Below are 18,742 nucleotides of genomic sequence, written 5' to 3' on the forward strand. Positions count from 1 at the left end.
AGATATTCTTATCTTCAATGAGGTGAACGGATGGGAGAGAAGCAGCTAACAGCAGTCAAACCGGAGCTTTACGAACGCCTGATCGACCGTCTTGGCCTGGCCTTGGAAGTGGCCAGGACGTCGGTGCGGTTGCGCGACGAAATGCCAGCGGAACTGGAGTTGCGTGGTTTGAGCCATGCAGAGTTCGAAGTCATCAAGGCCTACCTGGAAGCGCTTCCGGAGCGTCGCAATGCGTGCGCCGGTGCTTACCCGGCAGCCGAACCGACGACGGCCAAGATCATCTGGCTCAAGGACAAGAAACGCCCCGCCGCCAAGGCAAGATCGAGGACGCTGCCACATCGCTAGCCGTTCAGGGCGCCAGGCGCAGGCAAGCGCGCGCCGGTTCATCATGACACTTCACCCGATCGGCGCCGGCCACGGACTTGTTGACCGGCGCCGATTCTCTATAGGCTGCACGCCTTCGATGGAGGTGTGCCGATGCCAATCCGATTTTTCCTCAAGCAATGGCTGATGCCGCCCGGGCTGTTTCTGGTGCTGCTGCTCGCGGCGTGGTGGCTGCGCAACCGCCGCCCGCGTCTGGCGGCGCTGTGTTTTACCGTGGGCCTGGGCGGCCTGTGGTTGATGAGCCTGCCGCTGGTGGTGCAGCAGGGTGCGCGTGCGCTGGAGAGCGAGGTCGCCTTGCCTGTTGCCCAGTGGTCGAGCCTGGCCAGTCGCGCCGACGCCATCGTCGTGCTCGGGGCCGGGCGCGAGCGTGGTGATCCGGCCTGGGCGGGCGCTGATCAGCCGTCGCCCCTGGCGCTGGAGCGCATGCGTTTTGCCGCGCAATTGGCCAAGGCCTCGGGTTTGCCAGTGTTGACCAGTGGCGGCTTGCATTATGGTACGCCGCCCAGCGAGGCGCAGCTGATGGCTGAGCGCTTGCAGGCGGACTTCGCGGTGCCGGTCAGATGGCAGGAGGGCGAAAGCCGCACCACATGGGAGAACGCGCAGTTCACCGCCAGCATGTTGCAGCCGCTGGGCATACGCCGCGTGGTGGTGGTGACTCAGGCGTGGCACATGCAACGCTCGCGCTGGAGCTTCGAGCGCGCCGGTTTCGAGGTGGTGCCGGCGCCGGTCGGCTTCCTCGGCCGTGACCATGCTCGCCCATTTGCCGGGCTACTGCCCGAGAGTCGCGCGATCTGGCAGAACGGGCAATTGCTCAATGAAGCGGTGGGGCTGGTGGGCTATCGGCTGTTCTATTGAGTCAAGACCGGCGCGGCCCGGCAAGGCCGCCCTCACGACCCGGTCGCCCCGGGTTTGATGACCGAGCAACCGTTTTTCCTCCAGGCAATCCCGAAGGGTGCATCAAACAGTCTTGGCGATGCGCGCAGCCAGCAATGCCCAGCCGAACAACAGCACACACACGATCGCCAGCGGCCACGAACGCCATTGCAGGTAAGGCGTTAGTTGTTGCATTGGCACCACTTCGCCATATAGCACGGCACGTTCGAATTGCGGCACCTGCGCGGTGATCTGGCCGAACGGGTCGATCAACGCGGTGACGCCGTTGTTGGTGGCGCGGATCATCCAGCGGCCGGCCTCCAGCGCGCGCATCTGCGCCATCTGCAAGTGCTGCAACGGGCCGATCGAGGTGCCGAACCAGGTATCGTTGCTGATCGTCAGCAGCAAATCACTGCGCGCGGCCAGGCCTGCCGCAAATTCCGGATAGACCACCTCGTAGCAAATGAACGGCGCCACCTGGTAGCCCTTGGCTTGCAGCAACGCTTGATCTGCCGGGCCGCGGGCGAAGTCCGACATCGGCAGATTGAAGAACTCGATCGCCCCGCGCAGCATGTCCTGCAGCGGCACGTACTCACCGAACGGCACCAGTTTCTGCTTGAGGTAGGTGCCATCGCCTTCACCGGTGACCGTCACACCGTTGTAGTAGCGGCGCTGATGGTGCACCACTTCACGCACCGGCACCCCCGTGATCAGCGCCGAATGGCGGTCGGCGGCGAAACGCCCCATCACGTCGATGTAACCCTGCGCCTGATCCTTGAGCACTGGCACGGCCGTTTCTGGCCACACCAGCAGGTCGACCGGTTTGGAGCTGAAGCTCATGTCCCGGTACAGGGCCAACTGGGCATCGATATGCGCAGGGTCCCATTTCAAGTCTTGCTCGACGTTGCCTTGCAACGCCGCGACTTTCAACGGATCGCCGGCAGGCTGGGTCCAGGCGTGGCCTTTGAGGGCCATGCCGGTCAGCCAGGGTGCCACCAGCAACAGCACCGCCACCGCCAGAAACGCTGGGCGTTGGCGCAGCCGGCTCAGGTTGCACAGCAGCGCAGCAGTCAAGGCCAGGGCGAACGACACCAGCCACACCCCGCCCAGCGGCGCCAAGCCCGCCAGCGGGCCGTCCAGCTGGCTGTAGCCGGCGTACAGCCATGGGAAGCCGGTAAGAAACCAGCCGCGAAACGCTTCCTGCAATACCCACAGTGCGGCGAAGCACAAGGCATCGGCCAGCGGCGCCTCAGTGCGGCGCAGCCAGCGCGCCCAGAGCCAGGTCGGCAGGGCGAAGAAGAACGCCAAGGCGGCGAAGAACGCCAACAACAGCACAATCGCCAGCAAGGGCGAAGCGCCGCCGTAGGTGTTCATGCTGACGTAGATCCACCAGGTGCCTGCGCCGTACAGGCCGAAGCCGAACCACCAGCCGCGCCACAGCGCCTGGCGGGGGCTGAGCTCGCGCAGGCCCAGGTAGAGCAGGGCGATCGACAGCAGCGCCAGTGGCCAGATGTCGAACGGCGCCAGGGCCAGGAGGGTCGATGCGCCGGCCGCCAAGGCCAGCAGGTTACCGGGCCAGCCGGGGCGGGTGATCCAACGCATGTTTGTCCTTAGCGGGTGATCGGGGTCAGGCGCAGCAAGTGTATGCGCCGGCTGTCGGCGTTGAGAATCCGGAACTTGTAGGCGCCGATTTCAGTGGTTTCGTTGCGCTTGGGCAGGTGCCCGAAGGCGCTCATGACCAAGCCGCCGACGGTGTCGAATTCGTCATCGGAGAATTCGCTGTCGAAGAACTCGTTGAAGTTTTCGATCGGCGTCAGTGCCTTGACCAGGAAGTCGCCGCTGGGCAGCGGCTTGATGTAGCTGTCTTCCTCGACGTCATGCTCGTCTTCGATGTCGCCGACGATCTGCTCGAGGACGTCCTCGATGGTGACCAGCCCGGCCACGCCGCCGTACTCGTCGATGACCACGGCCATGTGGTTGTGATTGGCGCGGAATTCGCGCAGCAACACGTTGAGGCGCTTCGACTCCGGCACGAAGGTGGCCGGGCGCAGCAGGTCCTTGATGTTGAAGCTGTCGCCGTTCTCCTTGAGGATCAGCGGCAGCAGGTCCTTGGCCAGCAGGATCCCGAGCACATCGTCATGGCTTTCACCGATCACCGGGTAGCGCGAGTGGGCGGCGTCGATGATCGCCGGCAGGAACTCACGTGGCGACTGGGTAGCCTTGATGCTGATCATCTGCGAGCGCGGCACCATGATGTCGCGCACCTGCAGGTCAGCGACCTGGATGGCACCTTCGACGATGGTCAGCGCTTCGCTGTCGAGCAGCTTGTTCTGATGGGCTTCGCGCAGCAGCTCCAGTAGCTCCTGGCGGTTTTTCGGCTCATGGGCAAAAGCCTGGGTGAGTTTACCCAGCCAGGACTTCTGCCCGTTGCTCGATCGATCTTCGCTCATGGCGGTTCTCGTGATCCTTCGTGTATCAGTGTGTGAGAGGTTCGTGTTCATCATCGGCATACGGGTCGGGATGACCCAGCTCTGCCAGCAATTGCCGTTCCAGCGCTTCCATCTCCTCGGCCTCATCGTCGTCGATGTGATCGTAGCCGAGCAGGTGCAGGCAGCCGTGAATGACCAGGTGTGCCCAGTGCGCGTCCAGCGACTTGCCTTGCTCGCGCGCCTCGCGCTCGACCACCGGCACGCAGATCACCAGGTCGCCCAGCAGCGGGATGTCGAGCAAGTCGTCCGGCACGTCGGCGGGAAACGACAGCACGTTGGTCGGGTAGTCCTTGTGCCGGAACGTGTGGTTGAGTTCGCGGCCCTCGGCTTCGTCGACCAGGCGGATGGTCATTTCCGAGTCGGCGCTGCGCTGGCGCAAGGCCAGCTCACACCAGCGGCGGAAGGCCTGGTCATCCGGCGCATCGCCTTCGGCAGCGCGTTGCAGATCGAGTTCAAGCATCTTTGCCGGGCGCCTCGGGCTTGGCCTGGCGGGCATCGAAGCGGTCATACGCCTCGACGATCCGCTGCACCAGTGGGTGGCGGACCACGTCCTTGGGCTGGAAGTGGGTGAAGCTGATGCCCGGGACGTCCTTGAGCACCTCGATCACGTGCGCCAGGCCTGACTTGGTGCCGCGCGGCAGGTCGACCTGGGTGATGTCGCCGGTGATCACCGCGGTCGAGCCGAAGCCGATACGGGTCAGGAACATTTTCATCTGCTCGAGCGTGGTGTTCTGGCTCTCGTCGAGGATGATGAAGCTGTTGTTCAAGGTGCGACCACGCATGTACGCCAATGGGGCGATCTCGATCACCTGGCGCTCGATCAGCTTGGCCACGTGTTCGAAGCCGAGCATTTCATACAAGGCGTCATACAGCGGACGCAGGTACGGGTCGATCTTCTGCGCCAGGTCGCCGGGCAGGAAACCAAGCTTCTCGCCCGCCTCGACTGCCGGGCGTACCAGCAGGATGCGGCGCACCTGCTCGCGCTCCAGGGCGTCGACGGCGCAGGCCACGGCCAGGTAGGTCTTGCCGGTACCGGCCGGGCCAATGCCGAAGTTGATGTCGTTGCCAAGGATTTCCTTGACGTAGCGCTGCTGGTTGACGCCGCGCGGACGAATGTTGCCCTTGCGCGTGCGCAGCGAAACGCTGACTTCGTTGACCGCTGGGTTATCGATGTTCTCCACCGTCGACTCCTGCAGGTAGAGGTGCACGGTTTCCGGCGACAGGTCACTGGCCTTGGCCTCGCGATAGAGGCGGCGCAGCAGGTGTTCGGCAGCGGAAGTGCTCTTAGGGTCGCCAATCAGCTCGAATTGGTTGCCGCGGTTGCGGATTTCGATAGCCAGGCGTTGTTCGATCAGGCGCAGGTGCTCGTCGAACTGGCCGCACAAGTTGGCGAAGCGGTGGGCCTCGAAGGGCTCGAGGATGAAGCGATGAGGTTGTATGGGTGCGTTCAAGGTCGTTTTTAGCCGCCCGACGGCAATGGATGTGAAGGCAAGAATAACCCTTGAAGGGCAGTGGCGAAAGCACTGAAACGATCAAGGGTAGCTAGAGACGCTGGAGCTGCTCGCACGCAAGCGTGCTCTGCTATCATGCGCGCCTTTTCCGAGCCGGTGTAATCCCTCTGACATGAGCAAACCCGAACCTGCCATCTACAAAGTGATCTTCCTCAACCAGGGGCAGGTCTTCGAGATGTACGCCAAGCAGATCTACCAGAGCGATCTGTGGGGCTTTCTGGAAATCGAAGAGTTCGTCTTCGGCGAGCGCACCCAGGTGGTGGTCGACCCCAGTGAAGAAAAACTCAAGACCCAGTTCGAAGGGGTGATCCGCAGTTTTGTGCCGATGCAGTCGATCGTGCGCATCGATGAAGTGGAGCGCCTGGGCACGGCGAAGATCAGCGAGGCCAAGGCCAGCGGCAACGTGATGCCGTTCCCGATGCCCATGCCACCGAAATGAAGCCGTTCAAGGCAGTGGCGAGAATGGCGTGCGGCCTTCGGCGTTTTGCAGTTGCAACAGGTATTTGCGGAAGATCTGGCCAAGCACCTGGGTGGCGTGCTCGAGCTCGTCGCGCGGCATCTGCTCGGTGACCTCGTCGGCCATGTCCAGGGCGTCTTCGGCGCCGTTGACGGCGGCCATCTTCAACAGGATGTAGGCCTGCACGTTGTTGGCCTTGACCCCTTCGCCGCGAAAGAACATCGAGCCGAGGCGATACTGCGACTCGGCATGGCCTTGCAGCGAGGCTTTCTCGAACCAGTCCAGGGCTTTCTTCAGTTGCTTGGGGCTTTGCGTGTAGTAGTACTCGCCTAGCTCGAACTGCGCCTGGGCATCGCCCGTGCTGGCGGTTTGCTCGCAGGCTTTGAGTGCATTCTGCAGGTCTTCAGGCTGAACATTGAGCGTGCAGCGCCCCGTTGCCGGAATCAGCAACGAGTTCCCGCCCTCCGCCGATGCCAGCAGGGGCTGAAGAAGCAACAGGCAGCCCAGGGTCAGGGCGCGGCCGGTGCGGTTCATGGGGATCGACTTACCTCTGCAAAGCTGCGGCCAATGTCTCTGGTGGCACATTATGGGATAAGCAGCGCCAACCTTACAAAGTTTTACTCGAATTTCTGTTGCGATGCAGGATTTGCCGAGGGTGGCCACGCCATGCGCCGGCGCCGGCTGCTGCGCAGGCGTGGTGATTTGCCTGTGGAACAGCCGGCCCCGGCTGCGGATCACTTGAGCGCGGCAAAGGCCTTTTCGGCAGCGTCCAGGGTGATCTGCAGCTCTTTGTCGCCATGGGCGATCGAGGTGAAGCCCGCTTCGAAGGCACTCGGCGCCAGGTACACGCCACCGTCGAGCATCAGGTGGAAGAAGCGCTTGAAACGTTCGGCATCGCTGGCCATCACGTCGTCGAAGGTGACGATGTCGTCGGCACCGCTGAAGTACAGGCCGAACATGGCGCCCGCCTGCGTGGTGACGAACGGTACGCCTGCGGCGTCGGCGCGCTGTTGCAGACCGTCGAGCATGCGGCTGGTGAAGGTGCTCAGCTCATCGTGGAAGCCTGGACGGCTGATCAGCCGCAGGGTGGTCAGGCCGGCGGCCATGGCCAGTGGGTTGCCCGACAACGTGCCGGCCTGGTAGACCGGGCCCAGCGGGGCGATGCAGCCCATGATCTCGCGCTTGCCGCCAAAGCAGCCGACCGGCATGCCGCCGCCGACGATCTTGCCGAAGGTCGACAGGTCGGGGGTGATGCCGTAGTGGCCTTGGGCGCCCCTGAGGGACACACGGAAACCGGTCATCACTTCATCGAAGATCAGCACCACGCCGTGTTTGTCGCACTGCTCGCGCAGGCCTTCCAGGAAGCCTGGAGCGGGCGGCACACAGTTCATGTTGCCGGCCACCGGCTCGACGATGATGCAGGCCACGGTCTGGCCCACGTCGGCCAAGGTCTTTTCCACCGCGGCGATGTCGTTGAACGGCAGGGTCAGGGTGTGCTTGGCGAAGTCGGCGGGCACGCCAGCCGAGCTTGGCACGCCTTGGGTCAGCAGGCCCGAGCCGGCCTTGACCAGCAGGCTGTCGGAGTGGCCGTGGTAGCAGCCTTCGAACTTGATGATGGCGTCACGGCCGGTGTAGCCACGGGCCAGGCGAATGGCGCTCATGGTCGCTTCGGTGCCCGAGCTGACCATGCGCACCATTTCCATCGACGGCACCAGCGAGCAGACCAGGTCGGCCATCTCGGTTTCCATGGCCGTTGGCGCCCCATAGGACAGGCCATGCTCCAGCTGGCGGCGCACGGCATCGAGCACCTGCGGGTGGCCGTGGCCGAGAATCATCGGGCCCCAGGAGCCGACGTAGTCGACATAACGCTTGTCATCTTCGTCGATGACGTAGGCGCCTTCGGCATGTTTGAAGAACAGCGGGGTGCCGCCGACGCTCTTGAAGGCGCGGACAGGCGAGTTGACGCCGCCCGGAATGTGTTTCTGGGCTTGGGCGAACAGGGCTTCGGAACGGGACATGGGATCTTCTCTTTGAATCAAGCGAACAGGGCATTGAAGGCGCGGGCGCGGCGGGTGACTTCCTGCGCGCTGTCAGCACCGAACAAGCCGTGGATCACCGCCAGCAGGTCGGCACCATGGGCGATCAGCGGGGCGGCGTTATCGAGGGTGATGCCACCGATCACGGCGATCGGCAGCTTGACCTGGGCGCGCGCCTGCTCCAGCAGATCGACGCTGGCCGCCGGCGCCCCAGGCTTGGTGACAGAATTGAAAAAGCGGCCGAAGGCCACGTAGCTGGCGCCTTCACCGGCGGCCTGGGCGGCGAGTTCGAGGCTGGCGTGGCAGGTCGAGCCAATGACGGCCTGGCGGCCAAGCAAGGTGCGCGCCGGCGTCAGCGGCCCATCGGTCTGCCCCAGGTGCACCCCCACGCCCAGGCGCGCGGCCAGTTCGGCGTCATCGTTGATGATCAAGCCGGTACCGTACTGCTCGCAGAGTTTGAGCAGCGCCTCGGCTTCGCGCAGGCGGCGCGCGGCGTCATCGCCCTTGTCGCGGTATTGCAACAGGCACACGCCACCTTCCAGGGCCGCTTCGACATGGGACAGGAAACGGCCAGCGAGCAGCTGGCTGTCAGTGATTGCGTACAGACCGCGTAGCTTCATCGAAGGCCTCGTGTCAGGAGCAGAAATCCAGCGGCAGGCGGCGCGGGACGAACTGCCCCTTGCCCAGCTGTTCGGCGTCGCGCAGGGTGCGCCAGGTGTAGTCCAGCGCACTGCGTACCGCGCTTTGCAATTGCTCGCCCAGGGCCAGGCGGCCGGCCAGGGCGCTGGCCAGGGTGCAGCCCGAGCCATGGTAACTGCCCGGCAGGCGCTGGCAGGTCCAGGTGTGCTGCTGGCCATCACGGCTGTACAGGCGGTTGTGGATTTCATCCTCGTCGCCGTGCCCGCCGGTGATCAGCAGGTGCTGGCAATAAGGCAGCAGTTTGTCGGCACATTCATCGGCGCTGCCGTCAGGCAGCTCGGCCAGGATACGCGCCTCCGGCAGGTTCGGCGTGGCAATGGTCGCCAGCGGCAGCAGGCGCTCGCGCACGGCATAGCCGACTTCGTCCTTGCCCAGGCGTCCGCCGCCACCAGCACGCAGCACCGGGTCACAGACCAGCGGCAGATGCGGGTGGGCGGCCAGCAGTTCGGCCACCGTGTCGACCATGGCGATCGAGCCCAGCATGCCGAGCTTCACCGCAGCGACGGTCGAGTCGCTCAGCACGGCGTTGGCCTGGGCCAGCACCCACTCGCGGTCGAGCACGCGGAAGTCGGAAACGTTGACGGTATCCTGCACGGTCAGGGCGGTCACGGCGGGCGCGGCGTGACAGCCCTGGGCGATCAGGGCTTCGATATCTGCCTGCAAGCCGGCGCCGCCACTTGGGTCGTGGCCGGAGAGACAGAGGACAACGGGGCGGGAGCTGTAGGTATTCATGGTCGGCGAGCTTACCACCAAACCTATTTGTGCGAATCGCCAGCGCACGGCAATTTGTTGATCGATCGGTCAGGAAGATGCCTGTATGATCGCTGAAAGTACTGTCCTAGAGCGTTTGGATGGAAAATCCAAATGGCCCGTGGCCAGCCTCGCAGGCTATGCTAGAGTGCTGGGATAACTCGACAAACGGGCTCTGCCGGATTTCGTCGTCTCAAAAGGATCGGAGGCCATCGCGACGCGACCGGAAAGGCCAGGCTGGGGCTGTATGCGCTATTTGCTGATAATGCTGCTGGGCTTGCTGCCCGTGCTGGCCGGAGCCGTCGAATTCGACGCCACGACCCGGCAACTTCCGTTGGGCAAAGCCATGCAGGTCTACGAAGACAAAGACGGCAGCGCCACCATCGCTCAGGTCAGCGCGCCGAGCTTCAGCCGCTTTCGCCCACATCAGGCCGATGTCCTCAATGCGGGCTATTCGACCTCGGTATTCTGGCTGAAGGTCGATCTGCAGTATGACGCTTCGGTCGATGCGCTGCCGCGCCAATGGCTGCTGGAGCTTGCCTACCCGCCGATGGACCACATCGAGCTGTATCTGGCCGGCAGCGATGGCGCGTTTCGCCTGGCCCAACGCACGGGCGATGCATTGCCCTACGACAGCCGGCAGATCCGCCAGAACAACTACCTGTTCGCCCTGGACCTGCCCCCAGGGCAGCCGACCACCGTCTATCTGCGCCTGAGCAGCCAAGGCTCGATTCAGGCGCCGTTGACCTTGTGGTCGGCCGAGGCCTACATCGAAGCGCAGCCGACGCGCTTCTACGTGTTCGGCATGATCTACGGCGTGCTGCTGGTAATGGCGGTGTACAACCTGTTCGTTTACCTCGGCGTGCGCGATGTCAGCTATCTCTATTACATCCTCTACATTGCCGCGTTCGGCTTGTATCAAGTCTCGGTCAACGGCGCAGGCGTCGCTTATTTCTGGCCTGACAGCCCGTGGTGGGCCAACGCCGCGACGCCGTTCTTCATCGGCGCCGCCGGCCTGTTCGGCTGCCAGTTCGCGCGCCACTTCCTGCAACTGGCCAAGGTCAGCAAGGCCTTCGATCGGCTGCTGCAGGGGTTGATGGCCGGTGGCGTGCTGGTCATGCTGCTGGCGGTAAGCGTGCGCTACGGCATCGCCTTGCGCGTGGCCACGCTGCTGGCGCTGCTGTTCACCTTGAGCATCTTCGCGGCCGGCCTGTATGCCTGGCTGCGCGGCCTGCGCGTGGCGCGCTGGTTCATCATCGCGTGGACCGCGTTCCTCGTCGGCGGGCTGGTCAACACCTTGATGGTGCTGGGCTTGCTGCCAAACCTGTTCATCACCATGTATGCCAGCCAGCTCGGCTCTGCGCTGGAAGTCGCGCTGCTGTCGCTGGCGCTGGCCGACCGCATCAACAGCATGCGCGAGCAGCAGGCGCAGACCCTGCGCGACACCGGCCAGGTGCTGGAGAACCTCAACCAGCAACTGGCGCGCAGCAATCACCTCAAGGATGAATTCCTGGCCAGCGTCACCCATGAGTTGCGCACCCCGATGAATGGCGTGATCGGCTCGCTCGAACTGATGCAGACGTTGCCAATGAGCGCGGAAATGGCCCAGTACCACCGCACCGCCAATGGCTCGGCGCAAGACATGATGGACATGGTCGACGACATTCTGACCCTGAGCGAGCTGCAAGCCGGACGCCTGCGCGCCCAGGCCATGCCGTTCAGCCTGCGTCGCACCTTGCAGGACCTGCGCGCCGGTTACGCCGGTACCGCCTTGGGCAAGGGCCTGTACCTGAGCCTGGATATTCCGGCAGAGCTTCCCGATGAACTGCTCGGCGACGCGCAGAAGCTGTCGCGCTGCCTGGGTTGCCTGATCAACAACGGGCTGAAATTCACCCACCAGGGCGGCGTGATGCTGCAGGTGCGTGGCCGGCGGCTGGGGCCGTGCAGCCTGGCGCTGACCTTCAGTGTCAGCGACAGCGGCATCGGTTTCGACGACCTCGACCAGGCGATCCTGTACCAGCGTTTCTTCCAGGTCGACGGTTCCATGACCCGGCGTTACGGCGGCCTGGGCATCGGCCTGTCGATCTGCCGGCAGTTGGCCGAGGTGCTGGGCGGCAGGATCTCCCACGAATCGACCCGCGGCCTGGGCAGCCGCTTCGAGCTGAGCCTGAATGTGGCGCTCGCGCAAGTGCAGATGCCGCCGGGCAGGGCGGTTTCATACAAAGGCTGAAGGCAGGCGCCCTGGGGCGATGACACATCTTTCGTCATGAATGCCCCTTTGACGGGGTCGCTGGGAGTGCTTCACTGGGTGTTTCAGCCATGCCCGGCCCCAGGAGCTGCCCATGAACCTGCACCAGTACGCTGAAACCCATGAGGTCACCAACCAGCCGCCTGCGCTCGATGGCGCCAACCTCTACCGCATCGACCTGCCGCTGCAGGAGTGGTCGCGCCGCTTCGGCGCCGGCTGGGCCGAGGCGCGCATCGACGCCTATGGCGCTCTGGCCGGCGGGCCATTGATGGCAGCGGGCTTCCTGGCCAATGCGCACAAGCCTGAGTTCAGCAGCCATGACCGCTACGGGCATCGTATCGACCTGGTGGAATTTCACCCGGCCTACCACCAACTGATGCGTACCGCCGTCGAACACGGCCTGCCTTCGCTGCCCTGGGCCGAACCGCGCCCCGGCGCCCACGTGGCGCGCGCGTCGATGACCTACCTGCACAGCCAGGCCGAAGCCGGCAGCGGCTGCCCGCTGACCATGACCTTCGCCGCGGTACCTGCGTTGCGCGTGCAGCCTGAGCTCGCCGAGTACTGGCTGCCGAAGATCCTTGCCCGCGAATACGACCCGCGCAATGTCGGCGACCGCCACAAGGCCGGCGTCACCGTGGGCATGGCGATGACCGAGAAGCAGGGCGGTACCGACGTGCGCGCCAACACCACCCGTGCCTACCCCGTCGGCAGCGCTGGCCCCGGACAGGCCTACGAGCTGGTGGGGCACAAGTGGTTCTGTTCGGCACCGATGTGCGATGCCTTCCTCACCCTGGCGCAGACCGACAAAGGCTTGAGTTGCTTCCTGTTGCCGCGCCACCGGCCCGACGACGGGCGCAATCAGTTCTATATCCAGCGCCTGAAGAACAAGCTCGGCAACTGCTCCAATGCGTCCAGCGAGGTCGAGTTCCGCGGGGCATTGGCGTGGATGCTGGGCGAAGAGGGGCGCGGAGTGCCGACCATCATCGAGATGGTGGCCATGACCCGCTTCGATTGCATGGTCGGCTCCAGTGCCCTGATGCGCCAGGCGCTGACCCAGGCAACCCATCACTGCGCCCACCGCAAGGTCGGTGGCCGGGTGCTGAACGAACAGCCCTTGATGCAGAACGTACTGGCCGACCTTGCCTTGGAAAGCGAAGCGGCATTGGCCCTGAGCTTGCGCATGGGCCAGGCCCTGGAACAGCTCGACGATCCGCAGCAGGCGCACTTCGCCCGGCTGGTGACCGCCGTGGGCAAATACTGGATCTGCAAGCGCGCGCCGGCGATGATCAACGAAGCCGCCGAGTGCCTGGGGGGCGCCGGCTATGTCGAAGACAGCATTCTGCCGCGCCTGTATCGCGAGGCGCCGGTCAACTCGACCTGGGAGGGCTCAGGCAATGTGCAATGCCTGGATGTGCTGCGCGCGTTGTCCAAGGAGCCGGGTGTGCTCGATGCGTTGTTCACCGAGCTTGGGGATGGCCACGGCGACCCGCGCCTGGCGGCGTACATCGGCAATCTCAAAGGCGCGTTCGCCGATACTGACGATATCCAGTACCGCGCGCGGCAGCTGACCGAGGTGATCGCCCTGGCGCTGCAAGCCAAGCTGCTGCTCGAGGCCGGTAACGCCGCCGTCAGCGACGCCTTCATCGGCAGTCGCCTGAGCAGCGCCGGTGGGCGCACCTATGGGGCCTTGCCGCGCGGGGTCGATACCCAGGCGCTGGTGGCCCGGGCAACCCCGGCCTGGCTCGGCTGAGTGGATTGGCTGCGGCGTAGGCCCAGGTGCCAATCACGCCCGCGATCAATGGGGATGTATTTAACCAAGAAGGCAGGCAAGATGAACGACATGCATGTCCAGACAGGAAGCCCAGTGTGAGCCAAGCTTTTGTAGTCGTTGATACTCCCGAACAGGCCGTCGACCGTTTGGCGGCCCTGCATGACCAGGCCACCGGGGCACTGAGCCAGGCCCTCAAGCGTTACCTGAAGGATCGCAGCGAGCCCGACGCCGACGAGCGCGCCCTGTATCGCTACCCGGCGCTGCGCCTGACCTACTACAGCCACGGCGAAGTGGCGGCGACCACGCGGGCCTATGCCAAGGTGCAGGTCGCCGGCACCTACAGCGTGACCGTCACCCAGCCTGCGGCGTTTCGCGGCTACTTGCTCGAGCAATTGCGCCCGTTGATGACCGATTACACGGTGACCGTGGAAGTCGGTGTCAGTGAGCAGAATATCCCTTATCCGTACGTGGTCGACCAGGGCGATGAGCTGGCCGGCAGCGGCATCACCGCCGCTCAGCTGGCGCGCGTATTCCCCAGCACCGACTTGTCCGCAGCCACCGACGACATCGCCGACGGCCTGTGTGACTGGGGCAATGCCGAAACCCTGCCGTTGGCGTTGTTCGACGCCGCGCGCGTGGACTTTTCCCTGCGCCGCCTGGTGCACTACACCGGCAGCGACTGGCGCCACGTACAGCCCTGGATCCTGCTGACCAACTATCACCGCTATGTCGATCAGTTCATCAGCCATGGCCTCGAGCAGCTGCGCGACGACCCGCGCTTCGTACGCATGGTGTTGCCGGGCAACGTGGTGATCGACAAGGGCATGGACCACGGCGAAGCCCAGGCCTTGGTCGCCGGGGTGGTGTGGCACCGCTACCAGATGCCGGCCTATCACCTGATCGCCGGTGACGGTGACGGGGTGACCCTGGTGAATATCGGCGTGGGTCCTTCCAACGCCAAGAACATCACCGACCACCTGGCGGTCCTGCGTCCACACTGCTGGCTGATGATTGGCCACTGTGGTGGCCTGCGCCAGTCGCAGACCATCGGTGACTATGTGCTGGCACACGCCTACATGCGCCGTGACGGCATCCTCGATCGCGTGGTGCCGCCGAACATCCCCATCCCGGCCCTGGCCGAGGTGCAGCTGGCGTTGCAGGAAGCGGCAGCCCAGGTCACCGGCGAGCGTGGCGAAGAGCTGAAAAAGCGCCTGCGCACCGGCACCGTGCTGACCTACGACGACCGCAACTGGGAGCTGCGCTGGGCGCAGGAGCGGCCGCTGATCAACCTGTCGCGCGCCGTGGCGGTAGACATGGAAAGCGGCACTATCGCCGCCCAGGGTTACCGCCTGCGGGTGCCCTATGGCACCTTGCTGTGTGTGTCCGACAAGCCGCTGCACAGCGAGATCAAGCTGCCGGGCTCGGCCAACGCGTTCTACAACCGCGCCGTCAGCCAGCACCTGAAAATCGGCATCGCCGCCCTCGATCTGCTGCGCACCGAGCTCAACTCGTTGCACTCGCGTAAACTGCGCAGCTTCGATGAGCCGCCGTTCCGCTGAGGATCCATGCCCCTGCCACCCCGTTCCAAGCCGCGCCGCCCATCGGCGCGGCCCTCCGGCCCGCGTCGCCAGGCCAAGGCGCCCCCGGCCGAGCCGCGCTTGATCCTGTTCAACAAGCCTTTCGATGTGCTGACGCAGTTCAGCGACGGCGAAGGGCGCGCGACGCTCAAGGACTTCATCGACATACCGGGCATCTACCCGGCCGGTCGCCTCGACCGGGACAGTGAAGGCCTGCTGCTGCTGACCAATGACGGCAAGTTGCAGGCGCGTATCGCCGACCCCAAGCACAAGCTGCCCAAGACCTACTGGGTACAAGTCGAGGGCGAGCCGAGCGAGGAACAGCTCCAGCGTTTGCGCGACGGTGTGCAGCTCAATGACGGACCGACCCAGCCGGCCGAGGCGCGCCGCCTGGACGAGCCGCAACTATGGCCGCGCAACCCGCCCGTGCGTTTTCGCAAAAGCGTGCCGACCCATTGGTTGGAGCTGGTGATTCGCGAGGGCCGCAACCGTCAGGTACGGCGCATGACGGCGGCCGTGGGCCTGCCGACGTTGAGGCTGGTGCGGGTGCGCATCGGCGATTGGACGCTCGATGGCCTGGCGCAGGGCTGCTGGCGCGAAGTGCCGCTGTAGCCTTACAGAAGCGGGACAGGCTCCAGCGCCTAGACCCCTTCGATGAAGCCCACCACCACGCTCTTGATGATGAAAGCCAATACGCCGAGCCCGAGCACGAAGAACAGGATCATCGTGCCGAAGCGCCCGGCCTTGGACTTTTTCGCCAGGTCCCAGACGATGAAGCCCATGAAGCCGATCAGTACGCTGACCAGCACGATCATCATCCATTCTTCGAATACGGCGGGATCCATCGAGGCCTCCAGGCAGATAAGCAGTGGTGAACGGCAGCGCGCTTAGCGCAGGTGGGTCAACGGCATCTCGGTGCTCGCCAGCACCTGGTTGAGCACGAAGCTCGAGCGTACGCTGGTGACACCCTCGATGCGCGTGAGGCTGCCGAGCAACAGTTTCTGGTAGTGGTCCATGTCAGGCACCACCACCTTGAGCTGGTAGTCGGCATCCATACCCGTCACCAGGCTGCATTCGAGCACCTGCGGCAGGTTGCGGATGGCCGCTTCGAAGGTTTCGAAACGTTCAGGGGTATGCCGGTCCATGCCGATCAGCACGTAGGCGGTCAGGCTAAGGCCGAGCTTCTTGCGGTCAAGCAAGGCGACCTGGCGCGATATGTAACCGTCGTCTTCCAGTTGCTTGACTCGGCGTGAGCACGGCGAGGGCGACAAGCCGATGCGCTCGGCCAGCTCCTGGTTGGAAATGCGCGCATCGCGCTGCAATTCGGCGAGGATGCTCAGGTCGTAGCGATCAAGTTTGCTCATGGAAAGCCTCGTTTCTTTGCGGATTGCGGTGAATTATCAATCCAGGGTTAAAAATTGCGCAAGCGCTATTTATCCGAGCAATATTCGCAATCCTCTGCCGCGCCCGTTCCCTTATCTTTATCAACAGAATCACTGCCCGGACATCAGTCCACGGCGACGCGCCCTAGGCGGGCGGTCGCGGCCAGCCATCCAACAGGATCTGCAGGCCCCCGGGCTACACGGCTTCTACAAGACGCTGTGAGGTGAGCCGGGGCCACAAGCGCCGAGCACGGACGACAATTCCCAAAGGGAGGCCCCAGGCCTCCCTTTTTTCATGGCCGCGATTTCATCTGCCCACGGCGCGCGCGCGTTAGACTGGCAGCCGTGCGTTCACTAGACCGTGAGGAACAACATGAAGTCGCGCATCTGGCAGTTGGCAGGTGTTGGTGTGCTGGGCCTGGGCATCAGCCTCGGGGCGCTGGCAGAGGTGCCGGGTGAGGGGCATGGCAACGATGGCGGCCCTGGCCGAGCGCTCAATTCCCGCGATCAGGTGCAGCAAACGCAGCCCGCTCGGCCCGGTTACTACCAGGACATTCCGCGTTACAACGGCAATAACCGCCATTGGCAAGCAGGCGGCCCGGGCCAGCGCCCCGGTGGCGACTGGCAGGGACGGCCAGATGGCCATGGCAATGGCTGGGGGCCGGGACCGCGTTATCGGCCGGGGCACAGCATCGATCGTTTTCCCGACCGGTACTGGCAGGTGCCGTACCGCGGCGAGCAATACTATTATTCTGCTGGCTACTGGTACCGCCCCCACGGTGATCGCTATGTGGTGGTGGCGCCGCCGCGCGGCGTGCGCGTCGACTACCTGCCGCCCTATGCACGAGAGGTCTGGCTGGGCGGCGCGTTGTTCTTCCTGGTCGCCGACACCTACTACCAATACTTGGCGGACGCCCAGCAGTACGTGGTGGTCAATCCGCCTGCCAGCGCTCCACCCCCGCTGCCCGCCGCCGCCCCACCGAGCACTGGCTATGATGTGATTGCCTACCCCATGCATGGCCAAGGGCCGGAGCAGCAGGACCAGGATCGCTATCAGTGCCATCGCTGGGCCGTCAGTGAGTCGGGCTTCGATCCCGCCACTGCGCCCTACGCACCGGCCGCTCAAGTGGCGAGCAACTACCGGCGAGCGCTAAGCGCCTGCCTGAGCGGTCGCGGTTACAGCGTCGATTGAGTTCAGACAGGGTCGGCGTGAACCATCACATCTGCGCGCGGATAGTGCTGGCGAATGACTTCCGAGGCACGCACGCACAAAGTGTGCGCCTCGTGCAGCGGCAACTGGCCGGGCAGCTCCAGGTGCAATTGCACGAACCACTGGTTGCCCGACACCCGCGTGCGCACATCGTGCACGCCCAGTACCCCCGGAATCTGCAGCACCAGCTGAGTCATCTGCTCACCGATCTCGCTGGGCAGCTCGCGGTCCATCAGGATCGCGGTGCTTTCGCGGGCGATCTGCAGCGCGCTCCAGAGGATGTACAGCGCGATACCCAGGCCGAACAGCGCATCCAGTTGCGGCCAGCCAACGCGCGCCAGCAGCAGCGCCAGCAGAATGCTGCCGTTGAGCAGCAAGTCGGAGCGATAGTGCAGCGAGTCGGCGCGCACCGCGGTCGAGCCGGTCAGGCGAATGACCTTGGCTTGCAATGCCAGCAGGCCGATGGTCAGCACCAGCGACAGCAGCATCACACCGATGCCGATGCCGGTATCGCCGAGCGGCTGCGGGTCTTGCAGGCGCCTGACGGCCTGCACCCCGATCAGCACCGCACTGACGCCGATGAACAGCGCCTGGGCCATGCCAGCGAGCGCTTCGGCCTTGCCATGGCCAAAGCGGTGGTCATCATCGGCCGGGCGCAACGCGTAGTGCACTGCCAGCAGATTGAGAAACGAAGCCACCGCGTCGAGCGCCGAATCGGTCAGGCCAGCGAGCAGGCTGACCGAGCCACTGAGCCACCAGGCCACGGCCTTGCTGACCACCAGAAGGCTGGCCACGGCCAGCGAGGCGCGCGTGGCCAGGCGCAGCAGCCGTTGGTGTTCAGCGGGCGTGATCATGACGGCAGAACGGCTCCTGGGCGGATCAGGCGGCAGGCGCCAGGCCCAGGCCGGCCAGCTGCTCGACGCTGCCGCGGTGCTGGATCAGGCGCGGATCGTCCAGCGGCAGGCGCTGGCCCAGTTCGCTTTGCAGAATCGCCTGCAACTTCAAGTTGTCGACCTTGCCGTCGGCACCGACCGCTTCATGCAGCTTGGCGGGATCGACCTGGGCGGTATGCCCGCCGGGGTAGTAGATGGCGCCGGTGGCGAAATCGATGCCGAAGGCGATCAGGCCAGGGATGACGTAGAAGAGGATGCCGATGGCGTCCATGGCAGCCACCACCGGGTCGATCTTGCCGCCGATCTGGCCACGGCGATCAGGGTAGAAAATCGTGCCGCAGGCCGTCAGCTGGGTCAGCAGCGTGGCGATCAGGGCGCCACCGATGAGGCGGGAGGGGATACGCATGTGAATCTCCAAAAGGGTGTCGAGCGGGGCAAGCGAAACGCCAGCGCCTGCAGCTA

General features: G+C 64.6%; 20 protein-coding genes. 8 read left to right on the forward strand and 12 right to left on the reverse strand.

The window, feature by feature from the left end; translation table 11 throughout:
* The first annotated feature begins 30 nt into the window (after positions 1 to 30).
* Together FS665_RS16345 and FS665_RS16350 are read left to right on the forward strand one after the other, a co-directional pair.
* On the forward strand, positions 31 to 345 hold the full coding sequence (locus tag FS665_RS16345; protein ID WP_145190525.1) for a hypothetical protein: 315 nt from the start codon (positions 31 to 33) through the stop codon (positions 343 to 345).
* 132 nt (positions 346 to 477) lie between these two features.
* Positions 478 to 1,239 carry a YdcF family protein gene (locus tag FS665_RS16350; RefSeq protein WP_145190528.1) on the forward strand — a complete coding sequence of 254 codons (762 nt, stop codon included), beginning with the start codon at positions 478 to 480 and terminating at the stop codon, positions 1,237 to 1,239.
* 102 nt (positions 1,240 to 1,341) lie between these two features.
* On the opposite strand, the gene lnt is transcribed toward FS665_RS16350, so the two are convergent.
* From lnt to FS665_RS16370, 4 genes are read right to left on the reverse strand one after another with little or no spacing between them, the layout of a single operon-like run.
* Positions 1,342 to 2,859, reverse strand: a complete 1,518-nt coding sequence (gene lnt, locus FS665_RS16355) for an apolipoprotein N-acyltransferase (RefSeq protein ID WP_145190531.1) — start codon at positions 2,857 to 2,859, stop codon at positions 1,342 to 1,344.
* An 8-nt stretch (positions 2,860 to 2,867) separates the two neighbouring features.
* On the reverse strand, positions 2,868 to 3,707 hold the full coding sequence (locus tag FS665_RS16360) for an HlyC/CorC family transporter (protein WP_145190534.1): 840 nt from the start codon (positions 3,705 to 3,707) through the stop codon (positions 2,868 to 2,870).
* Between the two features lie 25 nt (positions 3,708 to 3,732).
* On the reverse strand, positions 3,733 to 4,206 hold the full coding sequence (gene ybeY / locus FS665_RS16365) for an rRNA maturation RNase YbeY (RefSeq protein WP_145190537.1): 474 nt from the start codon (positions 4,204 to 4,206) through the stop codon (positions 3,733 to 3,735).
* On the reverse strand, positions 4,199 to 5,197 hold the full coding sequence (locus FS665_RS16370) for a PhoH family protein (RefSeq protein WP_145190540.1): 999 nt from the start codon (positions 5,195 to 5,197) through the stop codon (positions 4,199 to 4,201). Before FS665_RS16370 ends, ybeY begins: the two co-directional genes overlap by 8 nt.
* Positions 5,198 to 5,369: 172 nt before the next feature.
* Here FS665_RS16370 and FS665_RS16375 point away from each other — a divergent pair, with 172 nt between their 5' ends.
* On the forward strand, positions 5,370 to 5,696 hold the full coding sequence (locus tag FS665_RS16375) for a DUF1820 family protein (RefSeq protein WP_145190543.1): 327 nt from the start codon (positions 5,370 to 5,372) through the stop codon (positions 5,694 to 5,696).
* Between the two features lie 6 nt (positions 5,697 to 5,702).
* Here the strand turns inward: FS665_RS16375 and FS665_RS16380 are convergent, their stop codons facing one another.
* The 4 genes from FS665_RS16380 to FS665_RS16395 all read right to left on the reverse strand — a co-directional run bounded on the left by FS665_RS16380 (position 5,703) and on the right by FS665_RS16395 (position 9,181).
* Positions 5,703 to 6,248 (reverse strand): tetratricopeptide repeat protein, encoded by a 546-nt coding sequence (locus FS665_RS16380; RefSeq protein ID WP_145190546.1) that lies wholly within the window; start codon positions 6,246 to 6,248, stop codon positions 5,703 to 5,705.
* A gap of 200 nt (positions 6,249 to 6,448) precedes the next feature.
* Positions 6,449 to 7,732: a glutamate-1-semialdehyde 2,1-aminomutase gene (gene hemL / locus FS665_RS16385; RefSeq protein ID WP_145190548.1), complete on the reverse strand. Its 1,284-nt coding sequence runs from the start codon at positions 7,730 to 7,732 to the stop codon at positions 6,449 to 6,451.
* 17 nt (positions 7,733 to 7,749) lie between these two features.
* Positions 7,750 to 8,370, reverse strand: coding sequence for a thiamine phosphate synthase (thiE, locus tag FS665_RS16390; RefSeq protein ID WP_145190551.1), 621 nt, complete (start codon positions 8,368 to 8,370; stop codon positions 7,750 to 7,752).
* Positions 8,371 to 8,383: 13 nt separating this feature from the next.
* The gene (locus FS665_RS16395) at positions 8,384 to 9,181 is read right to left on the reverse strand and encodes a hydroxymethylpyrimidine/phosphomethylpyrimidine kinase (RefSeq protein WP_145190554.1); all 798 of its coding nucleotides are present in this window, start codon (positions 9,179 to 9,181) and stop codon (positions 8,384 to 8,386) included.
* Positions 9,182 to 9,446: 265 nt separating this feature from the next.
* On the opposite strand from FS665_RS16395, the gene FS665_RS16400 reads away from it, so the two are divergent.
* The 4 genes from FS665_RS16400 (at position 9,447) to FS665_RS16415 (ending at position 15,407) form a co-directional block, all read left to right on the forward strand.
* A complete protein-coding gene (locus tag FS665_RS16400; RefSeq protein ID WP_145190557.1) occupies positions 9,447 to 11,429 on the forward strand; it encodes a hybrid sensor histidine kinase/response regulator in 1,983 nt (660 codons plus the stop codon).
* A 112-nt stretch (positions 11,430 to 11,541) separates the two neighbouring features.
* Positions 11,542 to 13,197 (forward strand): acyl-CoA dehydrogenase family protein, encoded by a 1,656-nt coding sequence (locus FS665_RS16405; protein WP_145190560.1) that lies wholly within the window; start codon positions 11,542 to 11,544, stop codon positions 13,195 to 13,197.
* 116 nt (positions 13,198 to 13,313) lie between these two features.
* On the forward strand, positions 13,314 to 14,777 hold the full coding sequence (gene amn, locus FS665_RS16410; protein ID WP_145190563.1) for an AMP nucleosidase: 1,464 nt from the start codon (positions 13,314 to 13,316) through the stop codon (positions 14,775 to 14,777).
* A 6-nt stretch (positions 14,778 to 14,783) separates the two neighbouring features.
* Entirely contained in the window at positions 14,784 to 15,407 is a 624-nt protein-coding gene (locus tag FS665_RS16415; protein WP_145190565.1) for a pseudouridine synthase, read from the forward strand.
* A gap of 29 nt (positions 15,408 to 15,436) precedes the next feature.
* Here the strand turns inward: FS665_RS16415 and FS665_RS16420 are convergent, their stop codons facing one another.
* Positions 15,437 to 15,640, reverse strand: coding sequence for a DUF2788 domain-containing protein (locus tag FS665_RS16420; protein WP_145190569.1), 204 nt, complete (start codon positions 15,638 to 15,640; stop codon positions 15,437 to 15,439).
* A gap of 42 nt (positions 15,641 to 15,682) precedes the next feature.
* Complete coding sequence (locus FS665_RS16425) at positions 15,683 to 16,159, reverse strand: Lrp/AsnC family transcriptional regulator (RefSeq protein ID WP_016712159.1); 477 nt, start codon at positions 16,157 to 16,159, stop codon at positions 15,683 to 15,685.
* A gap of 391 nt (positions 16,160 to 16,550) precedes the next feature.
* Here FS665_RS16425 and FS665_RS16430 point away from each other — a divergent pair, with 391 nt between their 5' ends.
* Positions 16,551 to 17,369: a DUF6515 family protein gene (locus tag FS665_RS16430; RefSeq protein WP_145190572.1), complete on the forward strand. Its 819-nt coding sequence runs from the start codon at positions 16,551 to 16,553 to the stop codon at positions 17,367 to 17,369.
* A gap of 2 nt (positions 17,370 to 17,371) precedes the next feature.
* Here the strand turns inward: FS665_RS16430 and FS665_RS16435 are convergent, their stop codons facing one another.
* Together FS665_RS16435 and FS665_RS16440 are read right to left on the reverse strand one after the other, a co-directional pair.
* Positions 17,372 to 18,241 carry a cation diffusion facilitator family transporter gene (locus FS665_RS16435; RefSeq protein ID WP_145190575.1) on the reverse strand — a complete coding sequence of 290 codons (870 nt, stop codon included), beginning with the start codon at positions 18,239 to 18,241 and terminating at the stop codon, positions 17,372 to 17,374.
* A 25-nt stretch (positions 18,242 to 18,266) separates the two neighbouring features.
* Complete coding sequence (locus FS665_RS16440) at positions 18,267 to 18,686, reverse strand: polyribonucleotide nucleotidyltransferase (protein WP_145190578.1); 420 nt, start codon at positions 18,684 to 18,686, stop codon at positions 18,267 to 18,269.
* Positions 18,687 to 18,742 lie beyond the last annotated feature (56 nt).

The sequence above is a fragment of the Pseudomonas sp. URMO17WK12:I11 genome, assembly GCF_007677725.1.
GTDB lineage: Bacteria > Pseudomonadota > Gammaproteobacteria > Pseudomonadales > Pseudomonadaceae > Aquipseudomonas.

Excerpts from the sequence above, each read along its gene's own strand:
- FS665_RS16345 (WP_145190525.1), top strand. The coding sequence starts at position 31 with ATGGGAGAGAAGCAGCTAACAGCAGTCAAACCGGAGCTTTACGAACGC.
- FS665_RS16350 (WP_145190528.1), top strand. The coding sequence starts at position 478 with ATGCCAATCCGATTTTTCCTCAAGCAATGGCTGATGCCGCCCGGGCTG.
- lnt (WP_145190531.1), bottom strand. The coding sequence starts at position 2,859 with ATGCGTTGGATCACCCGCCCCGGCTGGCCCGGTAACCTGCTGGCCTTG.
- FS665_RS16360 (WP_145190534.1), bottom strand. The coding sequence starts at position 3,707 with ATGAGCGAAGATCGATCGAGCAACGGGCAGAAGTCCTGGCTGGGTAAA.
- ybeY (WP_145190537.1), bottom strand. The coding sequence starts at position 4,206 with ATGCTTGAACTCGATCTGCAACGCGCTGCCGAAGGCGATGCGCCGGAT.
- FS665_RS16375 (WP_145190543.1), top strand. The coding sequence starts at position 5,370 with ATGAGCAAACCCGAACCTGCCATCTACAAAGTGATCTTCCTCAACCAG.
- FS665_RS16380 (WP_145190546.1), bottom strand. The coding sequence starts at position 6,248 with ATGAACCGCACCGGCCGCGCCCTGACCCTGGGCTGCCTGTTGCTTCTT.
- hemL (WP_145190548.1), bottom strand. The coding sequence starts at position 7,732 with ATGTCCCGTTCCGAAGCCCTGTTCGCCCAAGCCCAGAAACACATTCCG.
- thiE (WP_145190551.1), bottom strand. The coding sequence starts at position 8,370 with ATGAAGCTACGCGGTCTGTACGCAATCACTGACAGCCAGCTGCTCGCT.
- FS665_RS16395 (WP_145190554.1), bottom strand. The coding sequence starts at position 9,181 with ATGAATACCTACAGCTCCCGCCCCGTTGTCCTCTGTCTCTCCGGCCAC.
- FS665_RS16400 (WP_145190557.1), top strand. The coding sequence starts at position 9,447 with ATGCGCTATTTGCTGATAATGCTGCTGGGCTTGCTGCCCGTGCTGGCC.
- FS665_RS16405 (WP_145190560.1), top strand. The coding sequence starts at position 11,542 with ATGAACCTGCACCAGTACGCTGAAACCCATGAGGTCACCAACCAGCCG.
- FS665_RS16415 (WP_145190565.1), top strand. The coding sequence starts at position 14,784 with ATGCCCCTGCCACCCCGTTCCAAGCCGCGCCGCCCATCGGCGCGGCCC.
- FS665_RS16420 (WP_145190569.1), bottom strand. The coding sequence starts at position 15,640 with ATGGATCCCGCCGTATTCGAAGAATGGATGATGATCGTGCTGGTCAGC.
- FS665_RS16425 (WP_016712159.1), bottom strand. The coding sequence starts at position 16,159 with ATGAGCAAACTTGATCGCTACGACCTGAGCATCCTCGCCGAATTGCAG.
- FS665_RS16430 (WP_145190572.1), top strand. The coding sequence starts at position 16,551 with ATGAAGTCGCGCATCTGGCAGTTGGCAGGTGTTGGTGTGCTGGGCCTG.
- FS665_RS16435 (WP_145190575.1), bottom strand. The coding sequence starts at position 18,241 with ATGATCACGCCCGCTGAACACCAACGGCTGCTGCGCCTGGCCACGCGC.
- FS665_RS16440 (WP_145190578.1), bottom strand. The coding sequence starts at position 18,686 with ATGCGTATCCCCTCCCGCCTCATCGGTGGCGCCCTGATCGCCACGCTG.